At 47.4% G+C, this 22,037-nt stretch carries 20 protein-coding genes; 4 read left to right on the forward strand and 16 right to left on the reverse strand.

Annotated features, from left to right (window positions below):
* Window positions 1–50: 50 nt before the first annotated feature.
* Window positions 51–812, reverse strand: coding sequence for an MBL fold metallo-hydrolase (locus IDJ77_RS24925; protein WP_191191707.1), 762 nt, complete (start codon window positions 810–812; stop codon window positions 51–53).
* Window positions 809–1,081: a hypothetical protein gene (locus IDJ77_RS24930; RefSeq protein WP_191191708.1), complete on the reverse strand. Its 273-nt coding sequence runs from the start codon at window positions 1,079–1,081 to the stop codon at window positions 809–811. Before IDJ77_RS24930 ends, IDJ77_RS24925 begins: the two co-directional genes overlap by 4 nt.
* A gap of 212 nt (window positions 1,082–1,293) precedes the next feature.
* On the opposite strand from IDJ77_RS24930, the gene IDJ77_RS24935 reads away from it, so the two are divergent.
* Together IDJ77_RS24935 and IDJ77_RS24940 are read left to right on the forward strand one after the other, a co-directional pair.
* Window positions 1,294–2,427, forward strand: a complete 1,134-nt coding sequence (locus IDJ77_RS24935; RefSeq protein ID WP_191191709.1) for an acyltransferase family protein — start codon at window positions 1,294–1,296, stop codon at window positions 2,425–2,427.
* A 301-nt stretch (window positions 2,428–2,728) separates the two neighbouring features.
* The gene (locus IDJ77_RS24940) at window positions 2,729–3,799 is read left to right on the forward strand and encodes a polysaccharide deacetylase family protein (RefSeq protein WP_191191710.1); all 1,071 of its coding nucleotides are present in this window, start codon (window positions 2,729–2,731) and stop codon (window positions 3,797–3,799) included.
* Between the two features lie 230 nt (window positions 3,800–4,029).
* On the opposite strand, the gene IDJ77_RS24945 is transcribed toward IDJ77_RS24940, so the two are convergent.
* The 4 genes from IDJ77_RS24945 to IDJ77_RS24960 all read right to left on the reverse strand — a co-directional run bounded on the left by IDJ77_RS24945 (window position 4,030) and on the right by IDJ77_RS24960 (window position 8,030).
* Window positions 4,030–5,643 carry an amidase gene (locus tag IDJ77_RS24945; protein ID WP_191191711.1) on the reverse strand — a complete coding sequence of 538 codons (1,614 nt, stop codon included), beginning with the start codon at window positions 5,641–5,643 and terminating at the stop codon, window positions 4,030–4,032.
* A gap of 65 nt (window positions 5,644–5,708) precedes the next feature.
* Window positions 5,709–6,224, reverse strand: coding sequence for a hypothetical protein (locus tag IDJ77_RS24950; protein ID WP_191191712.1), 516 nt, complete (start codon window positions 6,222–6,224; stop codon window positions 5,709–5,711).
* Between the two features lie 5 nt (window positions 6,225–6,229).
* Window positions 6,230–6,730, reverse strand: coding sequence for a hypothetical protein (locus tag IDJ77_RS24955; protein ID WP_191191713.1), 501 nt, complete (start codon window positions 6,728–6,730; stop codon window positions 6,230–6,232).
* Window positions 6,714–8,030 (reverse strand): alkaline phosphatase family protein, encoded by a 1,317-nt coding sequence (locus IDJ77_RS24960; protein WP_191191714.1) that lies wholly within the window; start codon window positions 8,028–8,030, stop codon window positions 6,714–6,716. The genes IDJ77_RS24955 and IDJ77_RS24960 overlap by 17 nt, the downstream gene beginning before the upstream one ends.
* 153 nt (window positions 8,031–8,183) lie before the next feature.
* Between IDJ77_RS24960 and IDJ77_RS24965 the strand changes: the two genes are divergently transcribed.
* Complete coding sequence (locus tag IDJ77_RS24965; RefSeq protein WP_191191715.1) at window positions 8,184–9,494, forward strand: MFS transporter; 1,311 nt, start codon at window positions 8,184–8,186, stop codon at window positions 9,492–9,494.
* Between the two features lie 101 nt (window positions 9,495–9,595).
* Here the strand turns inward: IDJ77_RS24965 and IDJ77_RS24970 are convergent, their stop codons facing one another.
* The 10 genes from IDJ77_RS24970 to IDJ77_RS25015 all read right to left on the reverse strand — a co-directional run bounded on the left by IDJ77_RS24970 (window position 9,596) and on the right by IDJ77_RS25015 (window position 18,670).
* The gene (locus IDJ77_RS24970; RefSeq protein WP_191191716.1) at window positions 9,596–10,285 is read right to left on the reverse strand and encodes a DUF1345 domain-containing protein; all 690 of its coding nucleotides are present in this window, start codon (window positions 10,283–10,285) and stop codon (window positions 9,596–9,598) included.
* Between the two features lie 49 nt (window positions 10,286–10,334).
* Window positions 10,335–10,538: a YwbE family protein gene (locus IDJ77_RS24975; RefSeq protein ID WP_191191717.1), complete on the reverse strand. Its 204-nt coding sequence runs from the start codon at window positions 10,536–10,538 to the stop codon at window positions 10,335–10,337.
* 19 nt (window positions 10,539–10,557) lie between these two features.
* Window positions 10,558–11,028, reverse strand: coding sequence for an HAD domain-containing protein (locus IDJ77_RS24980; RefSeq protein ID WP_191191718.1), 471 nt, complete (start codon window positions 11,026–11,028; stop codon window positions 10,558–10,560).
* A gap of 2 nt (window positions 11,029–11,030) precedes the next feature.
* Window positions 11,031–12,365: an argininosuccinate lyase gene (gene argH, locus IDJ77_RS24985; RefSeq protein WP_191191719.1), complete on the reverse strand. Its 1,335-nt coding sequence runs from the start codon at window positions 12,363–12,365 to the stop codon at window positions 11,031–11,033.
* 406 nt (window positions 12,366–12,771) lie between these two features.
* On the reverse strand, window positions 12,772–13,836 hold the full coding sequence (locus tag IDJ77_RS24990) for a M20 family metallo-hydrolase (protein WP_191191720.1): 1,065 nt from the start codon (window positions 13,834–13,836) through the stop codon (window positions 12,772–12,774).
* 121 nt (window positions 13,837–13,957) lie between these two features.
* The gene (locus tag IDJ77_RS24995) at window positions 13,958–14,311 is read right to left on the reverse strand and encodes a single-stranded DNA-binding protein (RefSeq protein ID WP_191191721.1); all 354 of its coding nucleotides are present in this window, start codon (window positions 14,309–14,311) and stop codon (window positions 13,958–13,960) included.
* A 136-nt stretch (window positions 14,312–14,447) separates the two neighbouring features.
* Window positions 14,448–14,738: a hypothetical protein gene (locus tag IDJ77_RS25000; RefSeq protein ID WP_191191722.1), complete on the reverse strand. Its 291-nt coding sequence runs from the start codon at window positions 14,736–14,738 to the stop codon at window positions 14,448–14,450.
* Window positions 14,739–14,853: 115 nt separating this feature from the next.
* Window positions 14,854–15,504 carry a response regulator transcription factor gene (locus IDJ77_RS25005; RefSeq protein WP_191191723.1) on the reverse strand — a complete coding sequence of 217 codons (651 nt, stop codon included), beginning with the start codon at window positions 15,502–15,504 and terminating at the stop codon, window positions 14,854–14,856.
* A gap of 170 nt (window positions 15,505–15,674) precedes the next feature.
* Window positions 15,675–16,928: a DUF2130 domain-containing protein gene (locus IDJ77_RS25010; RefSeq protein ID WP_191191724.1), complete on the reverse strand. Its 1,254-nt coding sequence runs from the start codon at window positions 16,926–16,928 to the stop codon at window positions 15,675–15,677.
* A 101-nt stretch (window positions 16,929–17,029) separates the two neighbouring features.
* Window positions 17,030–18,670 carry a gliding motility protein RemB gene (locus IDJ77_RS25015; protein ID WP_224751228.1) on the reverse strand — a complete coding sequence of 547 codons (1,641 nt, stop codon included), beginning with the start codon at window positions 18,668–18,670 and terminating at the stop codon, window positions 17,030–17,032.
* Window positions 18,671–18,989: 319 nt separating this feature from the next.
* Between IDJ77_RS25015 and IDJ77_RS25020 the strand changes: the two genes are divergently transcribed.
* Complete coding sequence (locus tag IDJ77_RS25020) at window positions 18,990–22,010, forward strand: glycosyltransferase family 117 protein (RefSeq protein ID WP_191191725.1); 3,021 nt, start codon at window positions 18,990–18,992, stop codon at window positions 22,008–22,010.
* Window positions 22,011–22,037: the final 27 nt, after the last annotated feature.

The raw sequence follows: 22,037 nt of genomic DNA on the forward strand, positions 1-22,037 counted from the left end.
CTATTAATGGTTATCCGCTATGCTTTAAGGATGCGATTTTGAGGGAGAGCTTAAATTTCCAGCTTCAGGCCGTCGTAGGCCAGCTTTATACCGGCAGGTAATTCTTCGGTAATTTCGGCATGCCTGCCCAACCGGTGGCTGATGTGGGTAAAATAGGTAGTTTCGGCACCTATATCTTTCGCGAAGGCAATGGCCTCATCCAGCGTAAAGTGCGAAATGTGGGTTTGCTTTTGCAGGGCATTTATCACCAATATTTTGCTGCCGCGAATCTTTTGCTTCTCCGCCTCGGTTACCGTTTTGGCATCGGTGATGTAGGTAAAATCATTTATCCGGAAACCCAGTACCGGCAATTTATAATGCATTACCTCTACGGGCGTAAAATGAATGTCGCCGATATCAAAAGGATGCAGATCGATACTGTGCATCTCTATCTGCGGGATACCCGGGTATCCTTTATCATCAAAAATATAAGGGAACTCGCGGCGAAGGGCCGTCTGTACCCGGGCATCGGCGTAAATATCCACTGCAACTTGCTGCTTGTAATTAAACGCGCGGATATCGTCCATCCCGGCCACATGATCTTTATGCTCGTGCGTAAAAACAATGGCATCCAGATGCTTTACACCGGCACGCAGCATCTGGTATCTAAAATCAGGCCCCGAATCTATCACCACGGTTTTATCCGGGCTTTCAATTAAAATGGAGGCGCGCAGGCGGTTGTCGTGCGTATCGACAGAGGTGCATACTTCGCAGTCGCAGGCTATTACAGGCACGCCCTGCGATGTTCCGGTTCCTAAAAATGTTATGGTCACAGCTGCAGTGTTGTTTGTTTTAGTTGATGCAAAAATGCAGCCTGTTTTTCATCGAGCAGGTGTTGGTCTATTTCGAGGGTGCGGGCCAGGTCGGCAATGGCCGCAATTTTACTCTCCAGGTTGGCAAACTTGTTCACCATTACCATACGGCTGCTTAGCAGCAGGCAGGCACCGGTTTTAAAGTTGCCTTTCTCGTAACGCACGCGGTAACCGGCTGTTTTTAACAGCAGTTCCAGTTTCTCCAGCGTATGGTTGGTCATCGTAAGCATGGAATTCAAAAATAGGATAATTACCGGTTAGATAAATAGGCGTTGGTATGTTTTTACACTAATCTGCAAGATTAAAAATAATCTTTTTAAAATATTTTAAAAACTTTTATATAGTTTTAGAAACGAAATAAGGAGGACTATTTTTAGTATCGAATTATTTATATATTGTACCATTGTTTCCCCTAAACAAGTTTTAAACCTTTTATTGAATTATGAGCCAAAAGCCCGACAGGTTTCTTTCGCTGGATGTGTTTCGCGGAATGACCATTTGTTTTATGATCATTGTAAATACACCCGGCAGTGGCGCGACGCCCTTTGCCCCGCTGGAGCACGCCAACTGGTTCGGTTTTACCCCTACCGACCTTGTGTTTCCGTCGTTCCTGTTCGCGGTGGGCAACGCCATGAGTTTTACCTCGGCCAAATTCGCGCAAATGAGCACCGGCTCTGTTTTGGGTAAGATCTTTAAACGCGCATTTATCATTTTCCTGCTGGGCTACCTCATGTACTGGTGTCCGTTCTTCGATCGGATTAACGGCGTATGGACGTTCAGGCCTTTCAGCGGAACACGCGTTATGGGCGTACTGCAGCGCATAGCACTCTGCTATCTATTTGCTTCGCTTATCGTTTACTTCATCAAATCCAAACGAGCAGTCATTATCATCAGCATATTGCTGCTGGTGGGCTACCAGGTTTTGCTGCTGCTGTTTGGCGATCCTGCCGCGCCCTACGGTATGCTGACCAATGCAGGAACTTACCTCGATAAATTTATTTTAGGCGACGGGCACCTCTACCACGGCGAACGTGTAGCCTTCGACCCGGAGGGCATCCTGAGCACCCTCCCTGCTATTGTGAACGTAATATGCGGCTATTATGTGGGTAAATTCATACAGGAGAAAGGCAAAAGCTACGAATCCATAGCCAAGCTATTGCTGGTTGGCTGCCTCTTCCTTTTCATCGCCCTTGCCTGGAACATGAGCTTCCCGATAGGTAAAAAATTATGGACCAGCCCGTTCACGTTACTTACCGTTGGGCTGGATATGGTGATCATCTCCTCGCTCATCTACATTGTTGAAGTGCTTAAATGGAATGCCGGAAACTGGACCTCCTTCTTCACTACCGTAGGTAAAAACCCGCTCGCCATTTATATCCTCTCCGAGATCCTCATCATCGCTTTCTGGATGATCCCCGTAGGGAAAGTAAGCTTTTTCGATTGGATAAACGGCGCGGTTTACCAGGCCATAGCGCCGGGCGCCATAGGCTCGCTGCTGTTTGCCATCAGCTATATGCTTATCTGCTGGGTGGTTGGGAAGATACTGGATAGCAGGAAGATCTATATAAGGGTATAAGGGAAATTATCGCTCGCATATTTAACTCACCCCGACTGCGCTACGCTGGTCGACCCTCTCTACCTGCGGTAAAGAGGGTGAAGAAAAATAAGGAGCTAAAACCCTCTTTGCGAAGCAGAGAGGGTGGTCGAGCGGAGCTATGACCGGGTGAGTCAATTCACCGCCTTGCTGCGTTAAGGATTTCAGCGGATACCAGCCCTGTGGCTAATGCCTTGTGCAGTATGAGCGGAAAGCCTAGCCCGCTGGTAAGCGGAAACGCCCATATAATTGATCGTGTCATCATTATCTCAACCCATACCCCATGAAAAAACTCACCATCCTCACCGTCGCCCTCGCTTTTGCCTTCACCGCAAATGCCCAGCAAGCCACTACCTATGCCGAAAAACTGGGCTGGCCAAAAGGCGCGCGTGTAATTATTTTGCACGTGGATGATGCGGGGATGTCGCACGATTCGAATGAAGGTGTGGAGCAGGCTACCAGCCTTGGCGTGGCCAATTCTACCAGCATTATGATGCCCTGCCCCTGGGTGCCCGAGTTTAAAGCTTATTTAGACAAGCACCCTACTCTGGACGCCGGCCTGCATTTAACACTCACCAGCGAATGGGATAATTACCGCTGGGGCCCGCTGGCCGGTAAAGCCAATGTTCCGGGCCTGGTAGATAAACAGGGCGCTATGCACAAGGATGTTGCCGTGGTTTATTTTAAAGCCAAGGCGGAGGAAATTGATAAAGAGATCCACGCGCAGTACGACCGTGCCGTTGCCATGGGCATTACCCCTACGCATTTCGACTCGCACATGGGCACGCTGTTTGCCAAGCCCGCCTTTATGGAGAAATACATTCAGCTGGGGATAGAAAAGCAAATCCCCGTAATGTTCCCCGGTGGCGAGGACCTGTTTTACCGTGCCGAAGCCAAAGCCGCCGCCATTGCCGAACTAAAAAAACAAGGGAAATATACCGAAGGTATGCCCATCTCCGAAGTAGCAGCGCTGGACAAAGCAAAAGAAGTGGGCGAAAAGATCTGGAAGAACGGCCTGCCTGTGCTGGATGATCTGCACAACTCCAGTTACGAGTGGAACATGCCGGATATTGCCCATAAAACAGATAAGCAGATCCAAAAATGGTACACCGACCGCTACATCGAAAGCATTGGCCGCCTTTCGCCGGGGCTCACCATGGTTATTATGCACTGCACCGATCCATCGGAAACTTTTAAATACATCTCTGATACCGGACGGAAACGCAAAGGCGATCTGCTGGCCATGACCGACCCAAGGCTTAAAGCTTTCTTAAAAGAAAAAGGCTTTATTTTAACCACCTGGCGGGAAGTTATGGAACGGAGAAGGAAAGTGGGCGCGCAATACCCCCCCTGATGCAATAGCCCATTAAAAGGCCGATTCCATAAAACGTTCCGCTGGAACGTAAAAATTATCGCTTTTTTTTCTACCCATAAGACGTTCCTCTGGAACGATTTTAACTTCGTTTCCTTCGGGATGTTTTATGGGTAGAAAATGCCGGAAACCCTTTACGTTCCAGCGGAACGTCTTATGAATTGCCAACCTGTAAAGTCATGGCCTATTACCCTCTATATAAAAAACAGGGTTTACGCAAACAGATTCTCTTTAAATTCAGGCTTCTTCCGTTTTTTTGATGCCTGTTCATAAGCATAGGCCAGCGTTAAAAGCTCGCCCTCCTTCCAGGCGGTGCCGAAGAAGGATAAGCCCATCGGCAGATCGTGCCAGGCACCCATGGGTACGGTAATATGCGGGTAACCCGCCATTGCCGCAGGGGTAGAAAAAGAGAAACCATTATCGTAATCGCCATTAATGAGATCGATACAGCTGGCGAAACCGTTGGTAGGCCCGCAAATGGCATCCAGCTTATTTTCGGTGAGGATGGTATCTATCGCTTTGCGGCTTACACCTGTTGATTTAGCGAGGGCGTCGGTATATTCTTTGGTGGTTAGGTCGCCTTTGCCTTGTGCCTCTATCAGGGTTTCCTGTTTAAAAAAGGGCATGGCTTTACCCTCGTTGCTTTTGTTGAACGCAATTACATCTGCCAGGTTTTTTACACTTGCGCCTGCATTACCAAGGTATTTGTTCAGCCCATCCTTAAACTCGTACAGCAACACCTGGAATTCCGCGCCATCGGCTGGCTTTAGTGCTTTGTAAACCTCTACTTCTATTACCTCCGCGCCTTGTTTTTTGAGGGTTTCTTTGGCTTCTTTGATTAAATTAAGCGTGCCATCGTTTGCATGTTCTATTTTCTCAAAACCGATGCGCTTGCCTTTCAGGCCGTTCGCATCAAGGAATTTGGTGTAATCTTTCTCGGGCTTAGCTTTTAGGGTATAGCTATCGTTAGCGTCGGCACCGGCTAATGCGCCCAATAAAATGGCAGCATCTCTTACGGTACGCGTCATCGGGCCTGCGGTATCCTGGGTTATAGAGATGGGGATGATCCCGCTGCGGCTCCATAAACCAACTGTTGGCTTAATACCCACCAGGCCTGCAACAGAGGCGGGGGACACTACCGAACCATCCGTTTCGGTACCTATTGCAATAGCACACAAATTAGCAGCCGCCGCCGAGCCTGAGCCAGCGCTTGAACCGCTTGGCCCCCTATCCAATACATACGGGTTTTTGGTTTGTAATCCCCGGCAGCTCCAGCCGCTGGTAGAACGTGATGAGCGGAAATTTGCCCACTCGCTCAGGTTAGTTTTGCCTAATATGACTGCGCCCGCCTGGCGCAGTTTGTGTACGATAAAGGCATCCTGTTTGGCAAAATGATCTGCCAGGGCCAGCGAACCTGCCGTGGTGTGCATGGTGTCGCCGGTATCGATATTATCCTTTATTAAAACAGGGATACCATGCAGCGGGCCATGTATTACGCCTGCTTTGCGCTCCTTATCCAGTGTGTCGGCCATTTCGAGTGCGTTTTTATTCAGTTCTATAACAGAATTTAGCTTTGGGCCAGCTTTATCTATAGCTTCAATTCTTTTTAAATACAGCTCGGTAATAGAGCGGGCGGTGTAGGTGCCATCCTGCATTTTCTTTTGCAGTTCATCAATGGTTACCTCATTCAGTTCAAAATCATCAGCAGGGGCAATTCCGCTATCCGCTTTTGTGTCTGTAGATGGTTGCGCACACGAAACCGCGCTAAGGGTGGTTAATGTTAAGCCTGCTAAAGTGCCTGTTTTTAAAAAGTTTCTTCGTTGCATATGAGGGATGATGTGAAAATGCATCCCAATTTAAGAAAAATAACAGGCGTTTAAAACAGCGGAAATTAATTCGCCAGAAATTCGGGCTTTACCGGCGCGGGGATCTTCAATTCCTCGTTAAAATTGGGCAATAAACGGCGCAGCACATCGGCAGGCATATTACCTACGTCTAAAAAAGTCCAGCTTTCGCCGTTATCGTCGCTCACCCCAAGCAGGTAAGAACGGGCCAGGTAACGGCCCGCGGCGGTTTTAAGGATGATCTGCTCGGGGATGAGGCAATGCAACTGGGTGCCGGATTTATAAATTTTACCAGGCGTACCTACTGTACCTTCAAAACTGGTGATGCCCTGCTTTTTCAGTTCTTCCATCCTTTCGGTGATCAGCTGCTGCATTTGCTCCTTCCCGCCGGAGAGTTCGATGAGTTTAGGATAAGTGCCTGCTATGATGACAGCTACATCGCCCTTAAAAGTAGCATGCGCGAAAAGGCCTGCCTGGCGTTTTACCGTGGCGGTATCCTGTGCATGGAGACTAAGGGGCAAAAAAAACAGGAAAAGCAAACGGTATAATATGATCTGGTTCATCACCCTTAAAAGCCCTGCTGCTTTGGCTCGGGTATCACAAGCGCCTTGTTAAAGTTGGGGAATAATTTAGGGATAGCTGCTATGGTATTTTTATTCAGGTCGGTAAAACTCCAGGTTTTGCCTTTATCGCGGCTTACCGCTAATAGATTACTCTGAGAATGCAACGTGCTAGTACCCACCTTCATGGTAATATTTTCGGGCACCAGGCAATGGATCTCGGTACCGGCTTTGTAGAATTTGCCCGGTGAGCCTATGGTAGCACTCTGAAACGTTACACCCTGGGCTTTCATCTGCTGCATACCATTGGTCATCATCTGCAATATTTTATCTTTTCCGCCTGCCATCTGCACTATTTTAGGGTGCATATAACTTATAACGGTGCTATAATTGCCTGCAATTATAGCTTTGGCAACAATATTGGCCTGTTTTTTTACAACAGCCGTATCCTGGGCGTGCAGCGCCACAGGCAATAATAGTAATACAAGTAACTTAGTAAGTAATTTCATTTCTTCTTTTCCTTCTAACGGTTTTTTTGATCAAAATCTTATTCGCCAGTGCATTGGTACCATCTACTTTTTCGCTGATCTTTAGTCCCAATACTTCGGCTATCATATTATATACATCAACATTGGGGAAGGCAGTAATGTTTAAATGCTTTTTAAACGCCGGGCCCCAGGCATAAAAGGTGGCGTGCATGTCTTTTATAACCGTGGGGTCGTAACCGTGCCAGCCGGGGTTTGTGTTTTTACGATTGTTCAGGTTAAATACCTTTGGCCAGTCGGGTATCAGCAATATATCGCCAATGCGGTCGTGCCAGTCGTCGCTTGCCCCGTAATGGAATTTGGCCGGCATATCGGTTTTTAAATACACCTTGTAATCTTTGGCTTCTTTGGTAAGCTCCGCAAAAGTGCTTTGGATAGCCGTTTTATCTTTGGCGTACAGCTCCACCAGGATGCCATCGCCCGATACCTTGAATTTTGTGGTATCGATAGCGGCAGGCACGCCTAAGGGGTGTTGGTTGTCAACTTTCGTCATGCCGTGGTCGGCCACAAAAACAAAATTTACTTTCAACCCGGTCTTTTTCACGGCCTTTTGTAATTCATTCACCGCTGAGTCTACAAAATGCACCTCGTGTGCGGTCTCCGGCGCATCGGGGGTGTATAGGTGCCCGGCGTGGTCTACCTGCGGCAGGTAAAAAGTAATAAAGTGCGGGCGCTGTTCCGCAGGGAGTTTCAGCCAGTTAACCACCGCAGCTATGCGGTTGTTCATTTCTATCTTGTCGTTGTAAATGTAATAGTAGGTTGGTCGGGTATCTTTTATGGCCGCTTCTGATGCTACCCAATAAAAACTTGCCGACAACATTTTTTGCTGCTCGGCCAGTACCCAAAGCGGCGTGCCGCCATACCAGGTACCATCGGCAACTTTTACTTTATTGCCCATATTGTAGGTCTCGTTGCGGGTAGGATCGTAAAAAGTATTGTTTACCAACCCCGAATGTGATGGATAAAGCCCGCTTACCATCGCATAATGATTAGGGAAGGTTACCGAAGGATAAGATGGCACCATCGACTGTGCCTCCACACCCGCCGCCCTAAGTTTTTTCAGGTTAACGGCATCATATTTATCGGCATAATCCCAGCGAAAACCATCGGCAGAAATTAATATTACATAAGGCTTTTGTTGCTGCGCGATGCTGTTTTTACGCCCTGGGATGATCTGTTGAGTGGTATCGACAACCGGGGGCGACTGGCAAAGGCCAGGTAAGCAAAACATTACCAAGACTGCAAGGATGCTGTATCTTTTCATTTGGGGATATTACTACAGCCTCAAAAGTATATAATTAAGGTTAAGATATTGATACTATAACATTAATGTTGCGGAGCGGCAAATGAGAGTTGCCCTGATTTTCAAACCAATTTATTATTTATATCTTGGCTTGGCAAATCCTCCCAATACATCATGAATACTGCACATACCTCTCAGCCTATCACCACAGCAAGCCGCATCAAATCCATCGTAGGGGGCTCGCTGGGGAACCTGGTGGAATGGTACGACTGGTATGTATACTCGGCATTTTCGCTTTACTTTGCTTCCTCATTTTTTCCTTCGACAGATAAAACGGTGGAACTATTGAACGCTGCCGGGGTATTCGCCATTGGTTTTTTAATGCGCCCGCTGGGTGGCTGGCTGATGGGCACCTTTGCTGATAAAAAAGGCCGCAAGGCGGCACTTACCTACTCCGTTTTGCTGATGAGCGCCGGATCACTGATCATCGCCGTAACGCCCGATTACAACCACATCGGCATAGCCGCACCCATATTACTGGTTTTCGCACGTATTGTGCAGGGGCTTAGCGTTGGCGGCGAATACGGTACCAGCGCCACTTACCTCAGCGAAATGGCCGCTAAAAAACATCGTGGCTTTTATTCCAGCTTTCAGTACGTTACACTCATTATGGGGCAACTTACCGCTCTTGGCGTACTGGTATTGCTTCAGCGCGTATTCCTCACCGAAGAGCAGCTTCGCCTTTGGGGCTGGCGCATCCCGTTTGCTATCGGCGCCGCACTGGCCATAATTACCATGTACCTGCGCCGCAGCCTGCACGAGCCTGCTACCTTCACCAGCAAAGAGAATAAGGAAAAAAAAGACAGCCGGGGCACCATTAAAGCATTGCTGCAACATCCCCGCGCGGTGCTGACCGTTATGGGGCTTACGCTGGGCGGCACGGTTGCTTTTTATACGTTTACTACCTACATGCAAAAGTTTTTGGTTAACACCAGCGGCTTCAGCAAAAACACCGCTACGCTGGTATCAACACTCACCCTGTTTGTTTTTATGCTGGCACAACCGCTATACGGCTATATATCCGACAGGATAGGCCGCAAACCGCTGCTTAAGACTTTCGGCATATTAGGTACACTTACCACTGTACCCATTATGATCGCCCTTAGCCATACCAAAAACGAGTGGCTTGCTTTCGCGCTCATTATGGTGGCATTGCTCATCGTTAGCAATTATACGTCCATCAACGCCGTGGTTAAGGCCGAGCTTTTTCCGGCGCATATCCGCGCGCTGGGGGTTGGTTTCCCTTATGCTATTGCGGTATCGCTATTCGGTGGCACGGCGGAGCCTATCGCCCTCCTGTTCAAACTAAAAGGACATCAGGAATGGTTTTACTGGTACGTTACAGCGTGTATCCTGGTGTCATTGGTGATCTATATTACCATGAACGATACGCAGAAGCATTCGAAGATTGAAGAGGAAGTTTAGTCCGCAGTCGGAGAGTCTGAAAGTTCGAAAGAAGGATTAATTTAAAGATTCGAAGCGTGTTACTTTCGGACTTGCCGACTTACGGACTTTCGGACTCTCTCCTACTTTGATACCAACCCCGAGATCACATTAATACTCAACGCTACAATGGCCGTATTAAAAGCGAAGGAGATGAGCCCATGTGCCCATACAATGCGACGAATGCGGCGGGAGGTGATCTGCACATCCGACACCTGGAACGTCATGCCGATAACAAAGGAGAAATACACAAAATCGAGGTAGTCCGGGTCCTTGATGTCTTTAGGAAACTCGAGCCCGGCTTTAGTACCGTTTGTGCCACTCTCAGCAGCATAAAATAAATGGGCATAGCGCATGGTATAAACCGTGTGCACCAACCACCAGGATACTGCCACGGCACCCATCGCCAAAAAGATATAGGCGCTTACTGTTTCTTCTGACTGGCCTTTGGTTGATTTTAGCAGCAGGTACATAGCCACCAAGCTCACTAAGGATGCCGTCATCACAAACAAAAATATGAGGTAGCGGCTGCTGTCTTCCAGGCTGGCCAGTTTGCGGATGTCACGTGGGTGCGCCCAGAGAATAATGATCCAATCGAGGATAATGATGGTGAGCGCCACGGCTATCCACACAATTAGGGTAACCGCCGGAACCGACGGGATGTGCCTCGCCAAAAAGAAAGCCACAAGCCCCATCAGCAAGGCAATATAAAGCCGGTAATGTGCATCCAAACGTAGGATGAGGTATTTTTTGGGTTCTTTTACGGGTTCCATTTGGTGAGTGGTGAGTAGAGAACGGTGAGTGGTTGCCTATTGATATAAATTAAAAATCTTCCTCTATAATTTCCGCCACGCGCCCTACCTGTCCGTCTTCCAAACGCACCTTTATTCCGCGGGAATGAAAAGCGGAACTGGTAAGCAGTTTTTCTACAATGCCGCGGGTAAGCTTGCCGCTGCGCTGATCCTTTTTAAGGATGATATCTACTTCGAGGCCGGGATATATGTCTGCCCTGTTTTGTCCGTTCATTTTATTTTGATTACACTGATTAAGTATTGAATTCACCGATTAGCTGCAATGCCTTTTGCTTTGCGTCATCGTCAAAACCTACAGTCGATTTTGTTATAACACATCTTTCCTTGATATGTTCGGGCAAACTATTTAAAGAAGGATCGTCGTCAATAATTAAGTATTCGACGTTCTCTCCCTGTAAATAAACCCAATCTTGAATTTCGACAGCCCTGCTTTGCATCAATGCGATAGACTCAATGTTATTTAGCTTGGAAATTGATTTAATAGTTATGCCTCGCGCAGCAAATATTTCAATCCATTTATCCAATTGGTAATTAATCCGGTGTGTTGTAGTGAGGATTACCGATGCGTTTGACTTAACTAATATTTCTGCCAAATTTCTAGCAGACTTTTCATTAAAAACCATAAAGCCGTCCACAGCAATTTCTACTTTTTTCCAGGCTGGTTCTGTTACCAACACGCCATCGATATCCAGCAGGATAAACATGGTTATTTCACCAGGGCGGCTATCGCCGCTTCCACCTTCTCAAACGCAAAACTACTCAACACCTTATCCATCGCTGCGCTTATTTGTTGATTTTGCAGGTTGCCGATGCTGCCTTCGTGGGTATGGTTTACAGATTTTTCGGGGTTAAAATTGCCTTGTTCAATATCGAGCCCTATTTGTTTGTAAGCATCACGGAAAGGTGTACCGCTTAAAACGGCCTTATTCACTTCTTCTACACTAAAGAGGTAAGCGTATTTAGGGTCATCCAGGATATTCTTGTTGACGCTGATGTTTTGCAGCATAAAGGTGGCCATGTGCAGGCAATCCAGCAGATCGGCAAAGGCAGGGAACAGCAGTTCCTTAAGCAATTGCAGCTCGCGGTGGTAGCCCGATGGCAGGTTGGTGGTCATCATGGCCACATCGTTTGGCAGGGCCTGCAGGCGGTTGCATTTGCCGCGCATAATTTCCCAAACGTCCGGGTTTTTTTTATGCGGCATAATGCTGCTGCCGGTGGTCAGGTTCTCGGGATAGCTTACAAAGGCGAAGTTCTGGCTCAGATAAAGGCACTGATCCATCGCCATTTTTGCCATGGTGGCTGCTACGGATGATAAGGCCTGCGCGATGATGCGTTCGGTTTTACCGCGGCCCATCTGGGCGTAAACTACATTATAATTCAAGCTCTCGAAGCCTAAGAGTTCGGTGGTCAATGTCCTGTTCAAGGGGAACGACGAGCCATAACCCGCGGCAGAACCCAGTGGGTTTTTGTTGGTGATCTTCCAGGCAGCGAGCACCATCTCCAGGTCGTCGGCAAGGCTTTCGGCATAAGCGCCAAACCATAAACCGAAGGACGATGGCATAGCCACCTGTAAATGCGTATAGCCGGGCAGCAAAACATCTTTATGCTGTTCGCTTAGCGTTATCAGCTGGTGGAAAAGTTTTCCTACTTCTTCTACCACTTCTTTTAGTTTATGGCGAAAGAAAAGTTTGAGGTCTACCAGCACCTGGTCGTTACGGGAGCGGCCGCTGTGGATCTTTTTACCGGCATCGCCAATACGCTGGGTAAGCAGCATCTCTACCTGCGAGTGTACATCCTCCACCCCATCCTCAATAGTGAAATTATTGTTTTGGATATCGGCATAAATAGCCTTTAGTTCCTGTTGCACCAGCGACAGGTCTTCCGCGCTCATTAACCCGATACTCTCCAGCATGGTGGTATGGGCAAGGGAGCCAAGCACATCAAAAGCGGCCATTTCCCTATCCAGCACGCGGTCGCGGCCTACAGTGAAATTTTCTACCAGTTGATTTACATTGGTGGTTTTTTGCCATAACTTACTCATGGTGCAAATATAAAATTAAATGGGGTTGTTGTAATCCCTAATTAACGTTGTCCTTTCGATAGAGCACGCGGTGGGAAAGAGCGGGAGGGCGAAAGAGAAATTTTCTGTGATACGAAAGGTCGGCTATGTATGCCGGCTATTGGACTCACCCCGGGTACGCTATCGCTGCCCGACCCTCTCTTTCTGCGAAAAAGAGGGTGAAGAAGAAAAAACAAGAAAAGAACTCCCCTCTTTGCGGAGCAGAGAGGGGCTGGGGGTGAGTAAACTCGCGACGCAGGCATTGACGCAATTACATTACCGCTCTACATGGTTCCATAGCAAAGCGTAGAAGATTTTTCGCTATCGCTCAAGAGATAGTTCCTCGTCGCTGCGCTTCCCTCGGAATGACAGGGTGGAGAAGGTCGCGCTAAACTATCTTATCCAGCATTTCCACATACAAGGCTATTCCCTTCCCTATCTCGTCCACATAAATAAACTCATCGGCCATGTGCGAGCGGGCGCTGTCGCCGGGGCCAATTTTGATGGACTGGATATCCAGCAGCGATTGATCTGATGTGGTGGGTGAGCCATATGGCGTTCTGCCAAGCGAAATACCCGCCTGTACAAAAGGGTGGTTCTTATCTATCGAAGACGGTTTTAAACGGATTGAGCGTGGCTTTACATCGCAGCTTACATGCTGGCGAATGATCTCCAGCACTTCTTCGTTGCGGTAGGCATCAGTTACCCTTACATCTACCGTAAAAGTACAGGTAGCAGGCACCACGTTATGCTGCGAACCTGCGTTGATAATGGTTACCGACATTTTTATAGGCCCGAAAACTTCCGACTCCTTTGGGAACTTATAATTACGGAACCACTCGATATCGGCCAGTGCTTTGTAAATGGCGTTCTCGCCTTCCTCGCGGGCGGCGTGGCCGGCTTTGCCGTGGGCGGTACAATCCAGCACCATCAGGCCGCGTTCGGCAACGGCAAGGTCCATCAGGGTGGGCTCGCCTACAATGCCAAAATCAAGCTGACCAAGATCGGGGATAATCAATTCCAGTCCGTTTACGCCGGAAATCTCTTCCTCGGCAGTGGTGGCCAGGCAAAAGTTATATTTAAGATTCTCCTGTTCAAAATAATACAGAAACACGGCTATCAGCGATACCAGGCAACCGCCGGCATCGTTACTGCCGAGGCCGAAAAGCTTGTCGCCCTCTATTTTGGCGTCGTATGGGTCGCGGGTGTAGCCCGAGTTTGGTTTAACGGTATCGTGATGCGAGTTGAGCAGGATGGTGGGTTTGGCGGCATCAAAATGCTTGTTCCAGGCCCAGATGTTATTGAGTTTACGGTGCGTTTTTACGCCGTGCTGCTGCAGGGTTGTTTCTATCAGGTCGGCCGTGCGGTCTTCCTCTTTACTAAACGATGGTATCGAAATTAATTGCTGTAGCAGGGTCAAGCTCTGCTGCTGTAAGGTTGCTAAATCTGCCATAGATGCCGGTGAATACTCCCGATGATAAGGCAGCAAAATTAGTGTTTTTTATGAAAGGGCACAACCGGGCGTACGTTAAGAATGTGTTAAGGGCGGAGGCGATCAGGGGCGTGGATAACAATTATTTCAGCACGTTGATATCTATCGTACTGAGAATATCTATCCGGTTAGCAACTACTTCCAGCGAATAGCGCTTTACGCGTTGCTCATCATAATAAGAGGCAGTTTGGATCTTGCCCTCTATAAACAGCGACTGCCCCTCCGCCAAATGCAGCGAATCCTGCGCTATCAGTTTTTCGGGGACTCTAATTTTGTGATACTCGTGGTGCTCAGTCTGCTCGTACCCTTTTTTGATGTACTCGGTTGTAACCAGGTTAAAGCATAAAAAATCCTGTCCCCTATCGGTGGTTTCCCTAAACGGCCCTTTCGCTGTTCCCAGCAATATCACTTTATTTATCCCGGTGTTACTCAACATTTAATTTGTTAATAGGATAGCTGGCAAATTTAATTAGATGATTAATTACTTCACCGACAAGAATACATTATCGGTAAGCAATTATACGGCTAATAATTGGCAACGAAACCTATTTAATGGCGTGAACCGAGCTTTATTAAAGAAAACTGATACTGCCCTGGTATTTGGCTATCTCTACATGTTCTACATTAACGATAACTTCGGTATCGTCCACACCTTCGGCCAGGAGTAAAGGCTCTTTCATAATGTTGAAGTAAGTATCATAGCCTTCCGGTAGCTTCCTTACGTCCGGGCGTCTTTTTACCGGCGTGAGCGTAATGCACACTGATGCGTATGCCTTGGATATATTTGATGTTTTTGATAAACAATAAGTGTACCCCTCCAAAACCAGGAAGCTTACAACCGAGCGCGTTAAGAGAGCTTTCATAATCGTTTGAATTAGAAATATAAATCTCTTCAAAAAGGAATAAAAAAGCATCAGTATTTATACCAAAACGCAATGGGTATAAATACGTATTTTCTTTAAGTAAAGTACTTGCCGGTTAAGCAACCATGTTATTAAGCATAGCATAACGTACCAAAGCGGCTGTATTACGTACGCCCGCTTTTTCTATCATATTTTGTCGGTGGATTTCCACGGTGCGTTTACTGGTAAAAAGTTGGTCAGCAATTTCCTGGTTGGTATAACCTTCTGCAATAAGGGTAAGGATCTCCAATTCGCGTTTAGAAACATCCATTATGGTAATGCCTTTGCTGCTCACCTCCGGCGTGCGCAAAAAACGCTCTAATAATTTAAGAGCCAGCTGGTTACAAAGAAATCTTTCGGTATGCAGGTGGATATGCCGGATAGCGAATATCAGTTCAACAGGTTTCACACTTTTAAGCATATAAGCTGTAGCGCCTGTTTTAAACGCTTCCACAATATACTTATCTTCATCTACCGTTGACAGTATGATCACCTTGATTTCAGGGAAGGTCTGCCTGACCTGTGTAAGCAACTCAAAACCAGTTGTATGAGGCAAATTGATATCAGTGATGATGATATCCGGCTTATGGCCCTCTGCTAATAGTTGCAATGCATCTTTGCCGCTTCCGGCTTCAGCAATTACTTCGATATCGCCTTCCTTTTCTAACAACAAACGGACACCAACGCGCACGACAGTCTGATCTTCGACCAGCAAAATTTTTATCATAAAGAATAACGGGTTATCAATAAGCGTTTCTGCTCCACCAAATTTAAGAAAAAGGATTTTTACAATTAGGAGTAAAACCACAATTTTGAATGAACGTTACTTTATCCAGCAGTATACTCAGCCGGGTTTCCTGAATACTTATCAGTAATAAATTCCCTTTTGGTACAATCCTAATCTAACAACAAAGGCTCGTCGTCCTCATCACTCAAACTTAAGTGAATCACATCGTTACCTGCTATACCTTCAATGGAGCCTTTGATGTGGGCAGCGTTTAATAACACCTTTTCCAGTTGTTTCTCGCGGGCCTTCCACATTTTCTCCATGGCGTCGCGTTCTTTTTGGATGGAGAGGCGCATACTCATGTACCCTTCGCGGATGGCCTTCCATTGCTCGGAAAACTCGCTGCTGGTTAAATAATCATACAGCAGGTGCATTTTATCGCCTTTATTATCCTGCGCTTTGGCCAGGTTGGCCAATTTGATCACGCCATCTCGCAGTATAAAGCTTACAGCCTTCACCTCGTCAAAGCTGCAGATCCAAACGCCGTCGCGTTCGCCAAAGCAATCCATCCCTTTTGGGTAGCATTGGGTAACTATGACGGCCACATCAACACCCTGGGCGCGCATATCTTTCTTCAGCTTGTCTATCCAATCTCCGCCGAAGGCGGTAGTGCGCTTACTTTCGTAAATAATTTTACCGCATTCCTGTCCAAACTGGTTACGCACGGTTTGCACGCAATCGGCCCCGCGCACGCCCTTGCCCACCTCACTGATCAGGTCGAACGGGAAATAGGTACGCAGCAATTCTTCCAGTATCAGCTCCTGTGCCTCGCCCTGCAATTGCATCGAGCCTTGTTCGGCGCGGCGTTTCATTTCATCAACCAGGCGCTTTTGGTCTTCCAGCTGTTTTTCCATCTCTTTTACCTTCAGCTGGTGCTCGGTGTCTTTGATGGAGTATTTTTCGGTTTCCTGCTTGCGGATCTGTTCGCTCAGTTCGGCGCGCTGCTCCTGCAGTTTGCGCTGGGTAGACAGTTCCAGTTCTTCTTCTTTTTGTTTGAGGGATTGCTCGCGCTGTAAAAACTCCAGTTCTTTCTGGCGCGATTCCTTCAGTTTTTCGGCACTGGCATTTACCGAGTTTTGCAGCATCAGCAGCTGGTTCTCAAAATCGGATGCGATGGACTTGCGCAGGTTTTCTTCCAGTGTAAGCTGCAAGGCCTTTTTTTCGCCGGCCAGGCGCTGCTCAAATTCCTGCTGCTGTATCTTTTGGCGATTATTGAACTCGTCGTCCTTTTTGCGGTATTCTTCTTCTTTCTGGCGGGTATAATCCTGCATCTTCAGCCTTAGCTGCTGCTTGTATTCCTCGGCCATCACTTCCTCAATAGGGAAACCATGTCCGCAGCTGGGGCACTTAACTTCTGTAGCCATATATTCAAAGATAGAGATTATTTAAAACGCCGTTAAACAAAAACGGCGTAAAAAAAGAGGCGCAAAATATTGCGCCTCTACAATGCCGGTGTAATATGTACTTAAAAATCCTTATACAAATTCCTGAAGGTAGTCCTCACCCCAAAAGTTACTACCGCGTTCTTACGTTCGCCAAGTGCGTTCTTTTCGGTACGGTAAAGGCCGCCCAGTTCAAAACGGAGATTGTATTTTGGGTTCACCAGGAACGATACTGTTCCTTCGGCGTAATACATATCTGTGGATATACCCTGCCCTACCGTGGGTGTTAGGTTGGCGGTTGCGGCGTATGGCGCGTTGATGTTTTTGCCATTATTTTCGGTAGCAGCATCCAGCCCGTATTTGGCGTAGTTAAGCTGTCCCTGGAAATCTAAGCGGCCGATAGAATAGTTCAGCAGGCCCACAAATTCCCTGAAATTGGCGCCCAGTGGATGTGCCAGCGGATCGCCATAAAAAGTATAGCTGCTTAGCGGCTGCGCATCAGCATAGGTATATGGCTTAACGGTGTTGAACTCTACCAGGTAACTAAGGTTTTTTACACCGCCAACATCGCCACCGCGTAAACCTACCTGGTAGCCGTTGCTGCTTTTGCTTGCGCCGCCCGTAGTTTTTTGGTTATCGAGGATCAGCTGGGCATATAAGGCGTTTTTATCAAACACCTTGTACTTGCCGGTAAAGCCAAACAGTACGTTGTTTGGCGAACCTGCCTTGCCGCCGGCTGTAAAAAACAGCGGATTAATAAAGTTAGCGTCAAAACCATGGAAATTACCCTGGTCATCAGCTTCGGGCATCACCACCGCATTAAAGAAACCTAAGGACAGGCTTTTGGTTGCGTTCCAGTCTAAATAATGGTATAGCGCGTACTTGCGGCGATTGCTGCCAAAATCGTCAAACTTTGGCGCCTTCAGGTCCTGCAGGTAGGTCCACATCATCATGTACTGCACGGGGCCAATGTTGGCAGTAGCCCTAAGCAATGGCGCGGGCGCCGAAAAATCTGATAAGAGTAACGAGCGGTATCCATCGCCGATAAAGGTTTTGTCCTGCCCTAAAGCAATATTAAAATACTTTGACGGCGTATACGATAACAGCGCCGTTACGTACGAATAATCTTTTTGCGCCTTGCCGAAACTACGATCATAAGCCTGCCCGGGCACAAAGCCGCTGGCGTTTACGTAGTCGTTATAATAGGTTGGGTAGATGGCTTGGTTTTCGTAAGCGCTGGTGTAAAAAGAAAATTTACTGCCAATAGTACCCCCCACCTGGAAACCGCGGGTATTGATGCCTAAAGGTGTTTTTAATATGTAACCAAATGGCTTAAAGGCCGATGGCGCGTTCTTGCCATCTTTAAAATCTTTACCAAATATGTTATCTATCAATATATCGGCATAAAAGGTATACTCTTTGGTTTGCACATCAAGCAGGTGCTCGTTGAGCAATTTACGGCCAAACCAATTTTTACGGTCACTTTTTACCCCTACGTTCATCAGTTCGTTATACCTGCCGGTTAGCGAACTATCTATCAGGAACGGCCGCAGCGACGTATGCATGCCGTTGCTTTTTGAATAAACCTGCCCGTTAAACTTTTGATAAAACTGGTAGGATTGCGGCAGGTAAACCGACTGAGCCTTAGCCGCTCCGGCGCAAAACAACAGGCAGGTAATTATCAATATAAATTTGCCCGGTAAAAGGGGGTGGTGTTTTTGCATCGCAACAAAATAAGTATTATTTATTGTAACATTAAAATACAAGCGGCAATTAAATGTTAATACTTCAGAAGCCTCACCTAAACGGCGAAGCCCTCACGCAGTAAACCCTCTCCAAAGGAGAGGACTTTCTTTAGAACAGTTGCATATTTCCTCTTTTTTAGCCTTTCTCCTTTGGAGAAGGGTTGGGATGAGGCTTCAAAGCATCAACATCGGCTCAAACGGTTAATTTGTGTTAAATTTGTTAAGCTAAGGCCTTTATTGTTAGAATAATTTATAAAATTACTGATATTTGCCGCGCTCATTAGCTATCCATTAGTACATGCAATACAACAAAATTAATAACCTTTTAGGCTGGCTTTGCTTCGTTATAGCCTCTGCAACTTACATTTTAACGTTAGAACCATCCGTAAGCTTTTGGGATTGCGGCGAATTTATATCCTGCGCTTTCCGCTTACAGGTATCGCACCAGCCGGGCTACCCGCTGTTTGCCATGTTGGGCAAAGTTTTCTCACTGCTATCTATGGGCGATAACGCCAAAGTGCCCTATTTTACCAATATGGGTTCGGCCATTGCCAGCGGCGCTACGGTAATGTTCCTGTTCTGGACCATCACCGCCATGGCTAAAAAACTGTTGGCCGGTCGCGAAAAAGAATTTGGCAACGCGCAGACCCTGCTCATCATGGGCTCGGGCCTGGTAGGTGCGCTGGCTTTTACTTATACCGATACCTTTTGGTTCTCGGCGGTAGAGACCATCGTATTTGCGCTTTCATCCCTTTGTATAGCCGTTATATTTTGGGCGATATTGAAATGGGAAGCCCATGCCGATGAGCCCGGTGCCGACAGGTGGATCGTGTTCATTGCCTACGTAATGGGCCTTTCAATCGGTATCCACTTATTAAACTTATTAACCATCCCGGCTATCGCGCTGGTATATTACTTCCGCAGGTATAAAAACATTACCACCAAGAGTGCTATCCTGGCCTTTTTGGTGAGCGTTGTTATTTTAGGCGTGGTGCAGTATGGCATCCGTGGGTATACGGTTAAGTTCGCTGCTAACTTCGACCTTTTCTTTGTAAACACCCTTGGCTTGGGCTTCGGCACAGGCGCGCTTTTCTTTTTAGTGCTATTGGTGGGCGCTATCGTTTTCGCTATCATCTACAGCATCCGTAAAAACAAGCCTACGCTAAATTTGATCATGCTTTGCGTGGCTGTTATATACTTTGGCTATGGCTCGTTCGCCTATATCCCTATCCGTGCAACCGCTAATCCCGATCTGAACAACTCACACCCGGATAATGCCTTTACCATGTACGGCTACTTAAACCGGATCCAGTATGGCGAAAACCCCTTGCTGGTTGGCCAGTATTACGATGCCCAGGTGATAGACCAAACCGAAGGCAGCACCATTTACCGCAAAGGCGATAAGAAATACGAAGTTGCCGGCAAAAGGCCGAATTACGTGTACGACCATACCACCTTTTTGCCCCGGATGTACAGTACCGATGGCAACGATGTGAATTTTTACAAGCAATGGCTGGAGATCCCCGAAGGGCAAAAACCAACCTTTGCCAACAACATCAGCTGGATGGCCAGCTGGCAGATATACCAGATGTATGTGCGCTACTTCTTGTGGAACTATGTTGGCCGCTACAATGATGAAGACGGCCAGCAAAGCACCGAAGGAATAGATGGCAACTGGACCAGCGGCTTATTTGATGGCGGCAAACACCTGCCAAAATCGGTACTGAACAACCCTACTTACACGCCGCTTTACGCCCTGCCTTTAATTGTTGGGCTGGTGGGTATGGTATACCATTTTAACCGCAAAAAACGCGATGCATTGATCATCACCCTGCTTTGGTTTTTCACCGGCATTGCTGTGGTGCTTTACGTAAATCAACCCTCGGTACAGCCAAGGGAAAGGGATTACTCCTACGTCGGCTCGTTCTACGCGTTTGCCATTTGGATAGGGCTTGCAGTAATTGCCATTGCGGATCTGTTGAGCAAAAAGATAAACGCCCGCACCTCGGCGCTGATAGCTACAGGTGTTTGCCTGTTGGTTGCCCCTGTGCTGATGGCCAAACAGGAATGGAAAGCGCACGACCGCTCTACCAAGATGACGCCGCACGATATGGCGTATAACTACCTCATCTCCTGCCCGCCAAACGCCATTTTGTTTACCTACGGCGATAACGATACCTACAGCCTTTGGTACGACCAGGAGGTAGAAGGCATCCGCCCTGATGTGCGGATAGTGAACCTGAGCCTGTTCACCGGCGACTGGTACATCCGCCAGATGCAGCGCCCCATGAACCAGAGCGCCCCGCTGCCTATCACCATGCCTTTTGATAAATACAAAGAGGGCGTGCGCGATGTGATCTATTACAACGACGGCAACATTCCGGGCTATACTTCTATTAAAGAAGTGTTCGACTTTATTACATCTGACGACAAAGCCATGCAGGGCCAAAGCCAGGGCGGCGAGTACTCCAACTACCTGCCTACCAAAAGCTTTAAACTGGATGTAAATGCCCAGGATGTTTTAAAGAATAACGTAATAACGCCCGACCAAATAAGCAAGCTGGATACCGTAATGAAGTGGAAATACACCTCCAACTACGTTACCAAAGAGAACCTGGCCATATTTGATATACTGGCCCATAACAACTGGAAACGCCCTATTTGCTTTACTACCACCATTGGTAACGAAAACCTGATAGGCCTGCAGCCTTACCTGTACAAAGAAGGCTTTACTTATCGTTTAATACCGTTTAAAGCCGATACCGCCAACCACGATCAGTTGAGCAAAACCAACACCATGGTGATGTACAACAACATGATGACGAAGTTTAAATACGGTAATTTTAAAAAGGCAAGGTTCCTGGATCACGAATCGGTTAACATGTTTTACCCGGTGATGATGACCACCTTTTTAGACCTGGCCCGCAATCTTGAGGCCGAGGGCCACGGCGACCTGGCGATTAAAGCCCTGCACAAATTTGATGATGAGATGCCAAACCTGTACCCTTATATAGATGTGGCCGGCCGCAAAATGTTTATGGCGCAAATGGCTTACCGCCTGGGCGATATTTCGCTGGGTACTAAATTCACCAACGAGATAAACGGGCATTTGAAAGATCAGCTTGATTTTAACTACTACAACCTGCAAAACAACCAGCGCCTGTTAAACCAGCGCGATGTGCAGGTAGCCATGCAAGTGCTTAACGGCTTAACCGAATACACCCTGCAAGGCCACCAGGATGCCCTGCACAAAACATTAGCTGCCGAGTTAAAAGATTATTCGGCCAAGTTTGCACCCATCATGAGCATGGAGCAATAAGCCGGGTTTATAAAACAAGCAAAGCCA

Source organism: Mucilaginibacter pankratovii (assembly GCF_014773265.1).
In the GTDB taxonomy this organism is placed as follows: Bacteria; Bacteroidota; Bacteroidia; order Sphingobacteriales; family Sphingobacteriaceae; genus Mucilaginibacter; species Mucilaginibacter pankratovii.

What these genes read in the sequence shown, in the direction of transcription:
- IDJ77_RS24950 (WP_191191712.1), bottom strand. Translation starts at nt 6,224, where the DNA reads ATGAACCAGATCATATTATACCGTTTGCTTTTCCTGTTTTTTTTGCCC.
- IDJ77_RS24980 (WP_191191718.1), bottom strand. Translation starts at nt 11,028, where the DNA reads ATGTTTATCCTGCTGGATATCGATGGCGTGTTGGTAACAGAACCAGCC.
- IDJ77_RS24960 (WP_191191714.1), bottom strand. Translation starts at nt 8,030, where the DNA reads ATGAAAAGATACAGCATCCTTGCAGTCTTGGTAATGTTTTGCTTACCT.
- IDJ77_RS25020 (WP_191191725.1), top strand. Translation starts at nt 18,990, where the DNA reads ATGCAATACAACAAAATTAATAACCTTTTAGGCTGGCTTTGCTTCGTT.
- IDJ77_RS24955 (WP_191191713.1), bottom strand. Translation starts at nt 6,730, where the DNA reads ATGAAATTACTTACTAAGTTACTTGTATTACTATTATTGCCTGTGGCG.
- IDJ77_RS24990 (WP_191191720.1), bottom strand. Translation starts at nt 13,836, where the DNA reads ATGGCAGATTTAGCAACCTTACAGCAGCAGAGCTTGACCCTGCTACAG.
- IDJ77_RS24970 (WP_191191716.1), bottom strand. Translation starts at nt 10,285, where the DNA reads ATGGAACCCGTAAAAGAACCCAAAAAATACCTCATCCTACGTTTGGAT.
- IDJ77_RS24965 (WP_191191715.1), top strand. Translation starts at nt 8,184, where the DNA reads ATGAATACTGCACATACCTCTCAGCCTATCACCACAGCAAGCCGCATC.
- IDJ77_RS24940 (WP_191191710.1), top strand. Translation starts at nt 2,729, where the DNA reads ATGAAAAAACTCACCATCCTCACCGTCGCCCTCGCTTTTGCCTTCACC.
- argH (WP_191191719.1), bottom strand. Translation starts at nt 12,365, where the DNA reads ATGAGTAAGTTATGGCAAAAAACCACCAATGTAAATCAACTGGTAGAA.
- IDJ77_RS25005 (WP_191191723.1), bottom strand. Translation starts at nt 15,504, where the DNA reads ATGATAAAAATTTTGCTGGTCGAAGATCAGACTGTCGTGCGCGTTGGT.
- IDJ77_RS24945 (WP_191191711.1), bottom strand. Translation starts at nt 5,643, where the DNA reads ATGCAACGAAGAAACTTTTTAAAAACAGGCACTTTAGCAGGCTTAACA.
- IDJ77_RS24935 (WP_191191709.1), top strand. Translation starts at nt 1,294, where the DNA reads ATGAGCCAAAAGCCCGACAGGTTTCTTTCGCTGGATGTGTTTCGCGGA.
- IDJ77_RS25015 (WP_224751228.1), bottom strand. Translation starts at nt 18,670, where the DNA reads ATGCAAAAACACCACCCCCTTTTACCGGGCAAATTTATATTGATAATT.
- IDJ77_RS25000 (WP_191191722.1), bottom strand. Translation starts at nt 14,738, where the DNA reads ATGAAAGCTCTCTTAACGCGCTCGGTTGTAAGCTTCCTGGTTTTGGAG.
- IDJ77_RS24930 (WP_191191708.1), bottom strand. Translation starts at nt 1,081, where the DNA reads ATGCTTACGATGACCAACCATACGCTGGAGAAACTGGAACTGCTGTTA.
- IDJ77_RS25010 (WP_191191724.1), bottom strand. Translation starts at nt 16,928, where the DNA reads ATGGCTACAGAAGTTAAGTGCCCCAGCTGCGGACATGGTTTCCCTATT.
- IDJ77_RS24995 (WP_191191721.1), bottom strand. Translation starts at nt 14,311, where the DNA reads ATGTTGAGTAACACCGGGATAAATAAAGTGATATTGCTGGGAACAGCG.
- IDJ77_RS24975 (WP_191191717.1), bottom strand. Translation starts at nt 10,538, where the DNA reads ATGAACGGACAAAACAGGGCAGACATATATCCCGGCCTCGAAGTAGAT.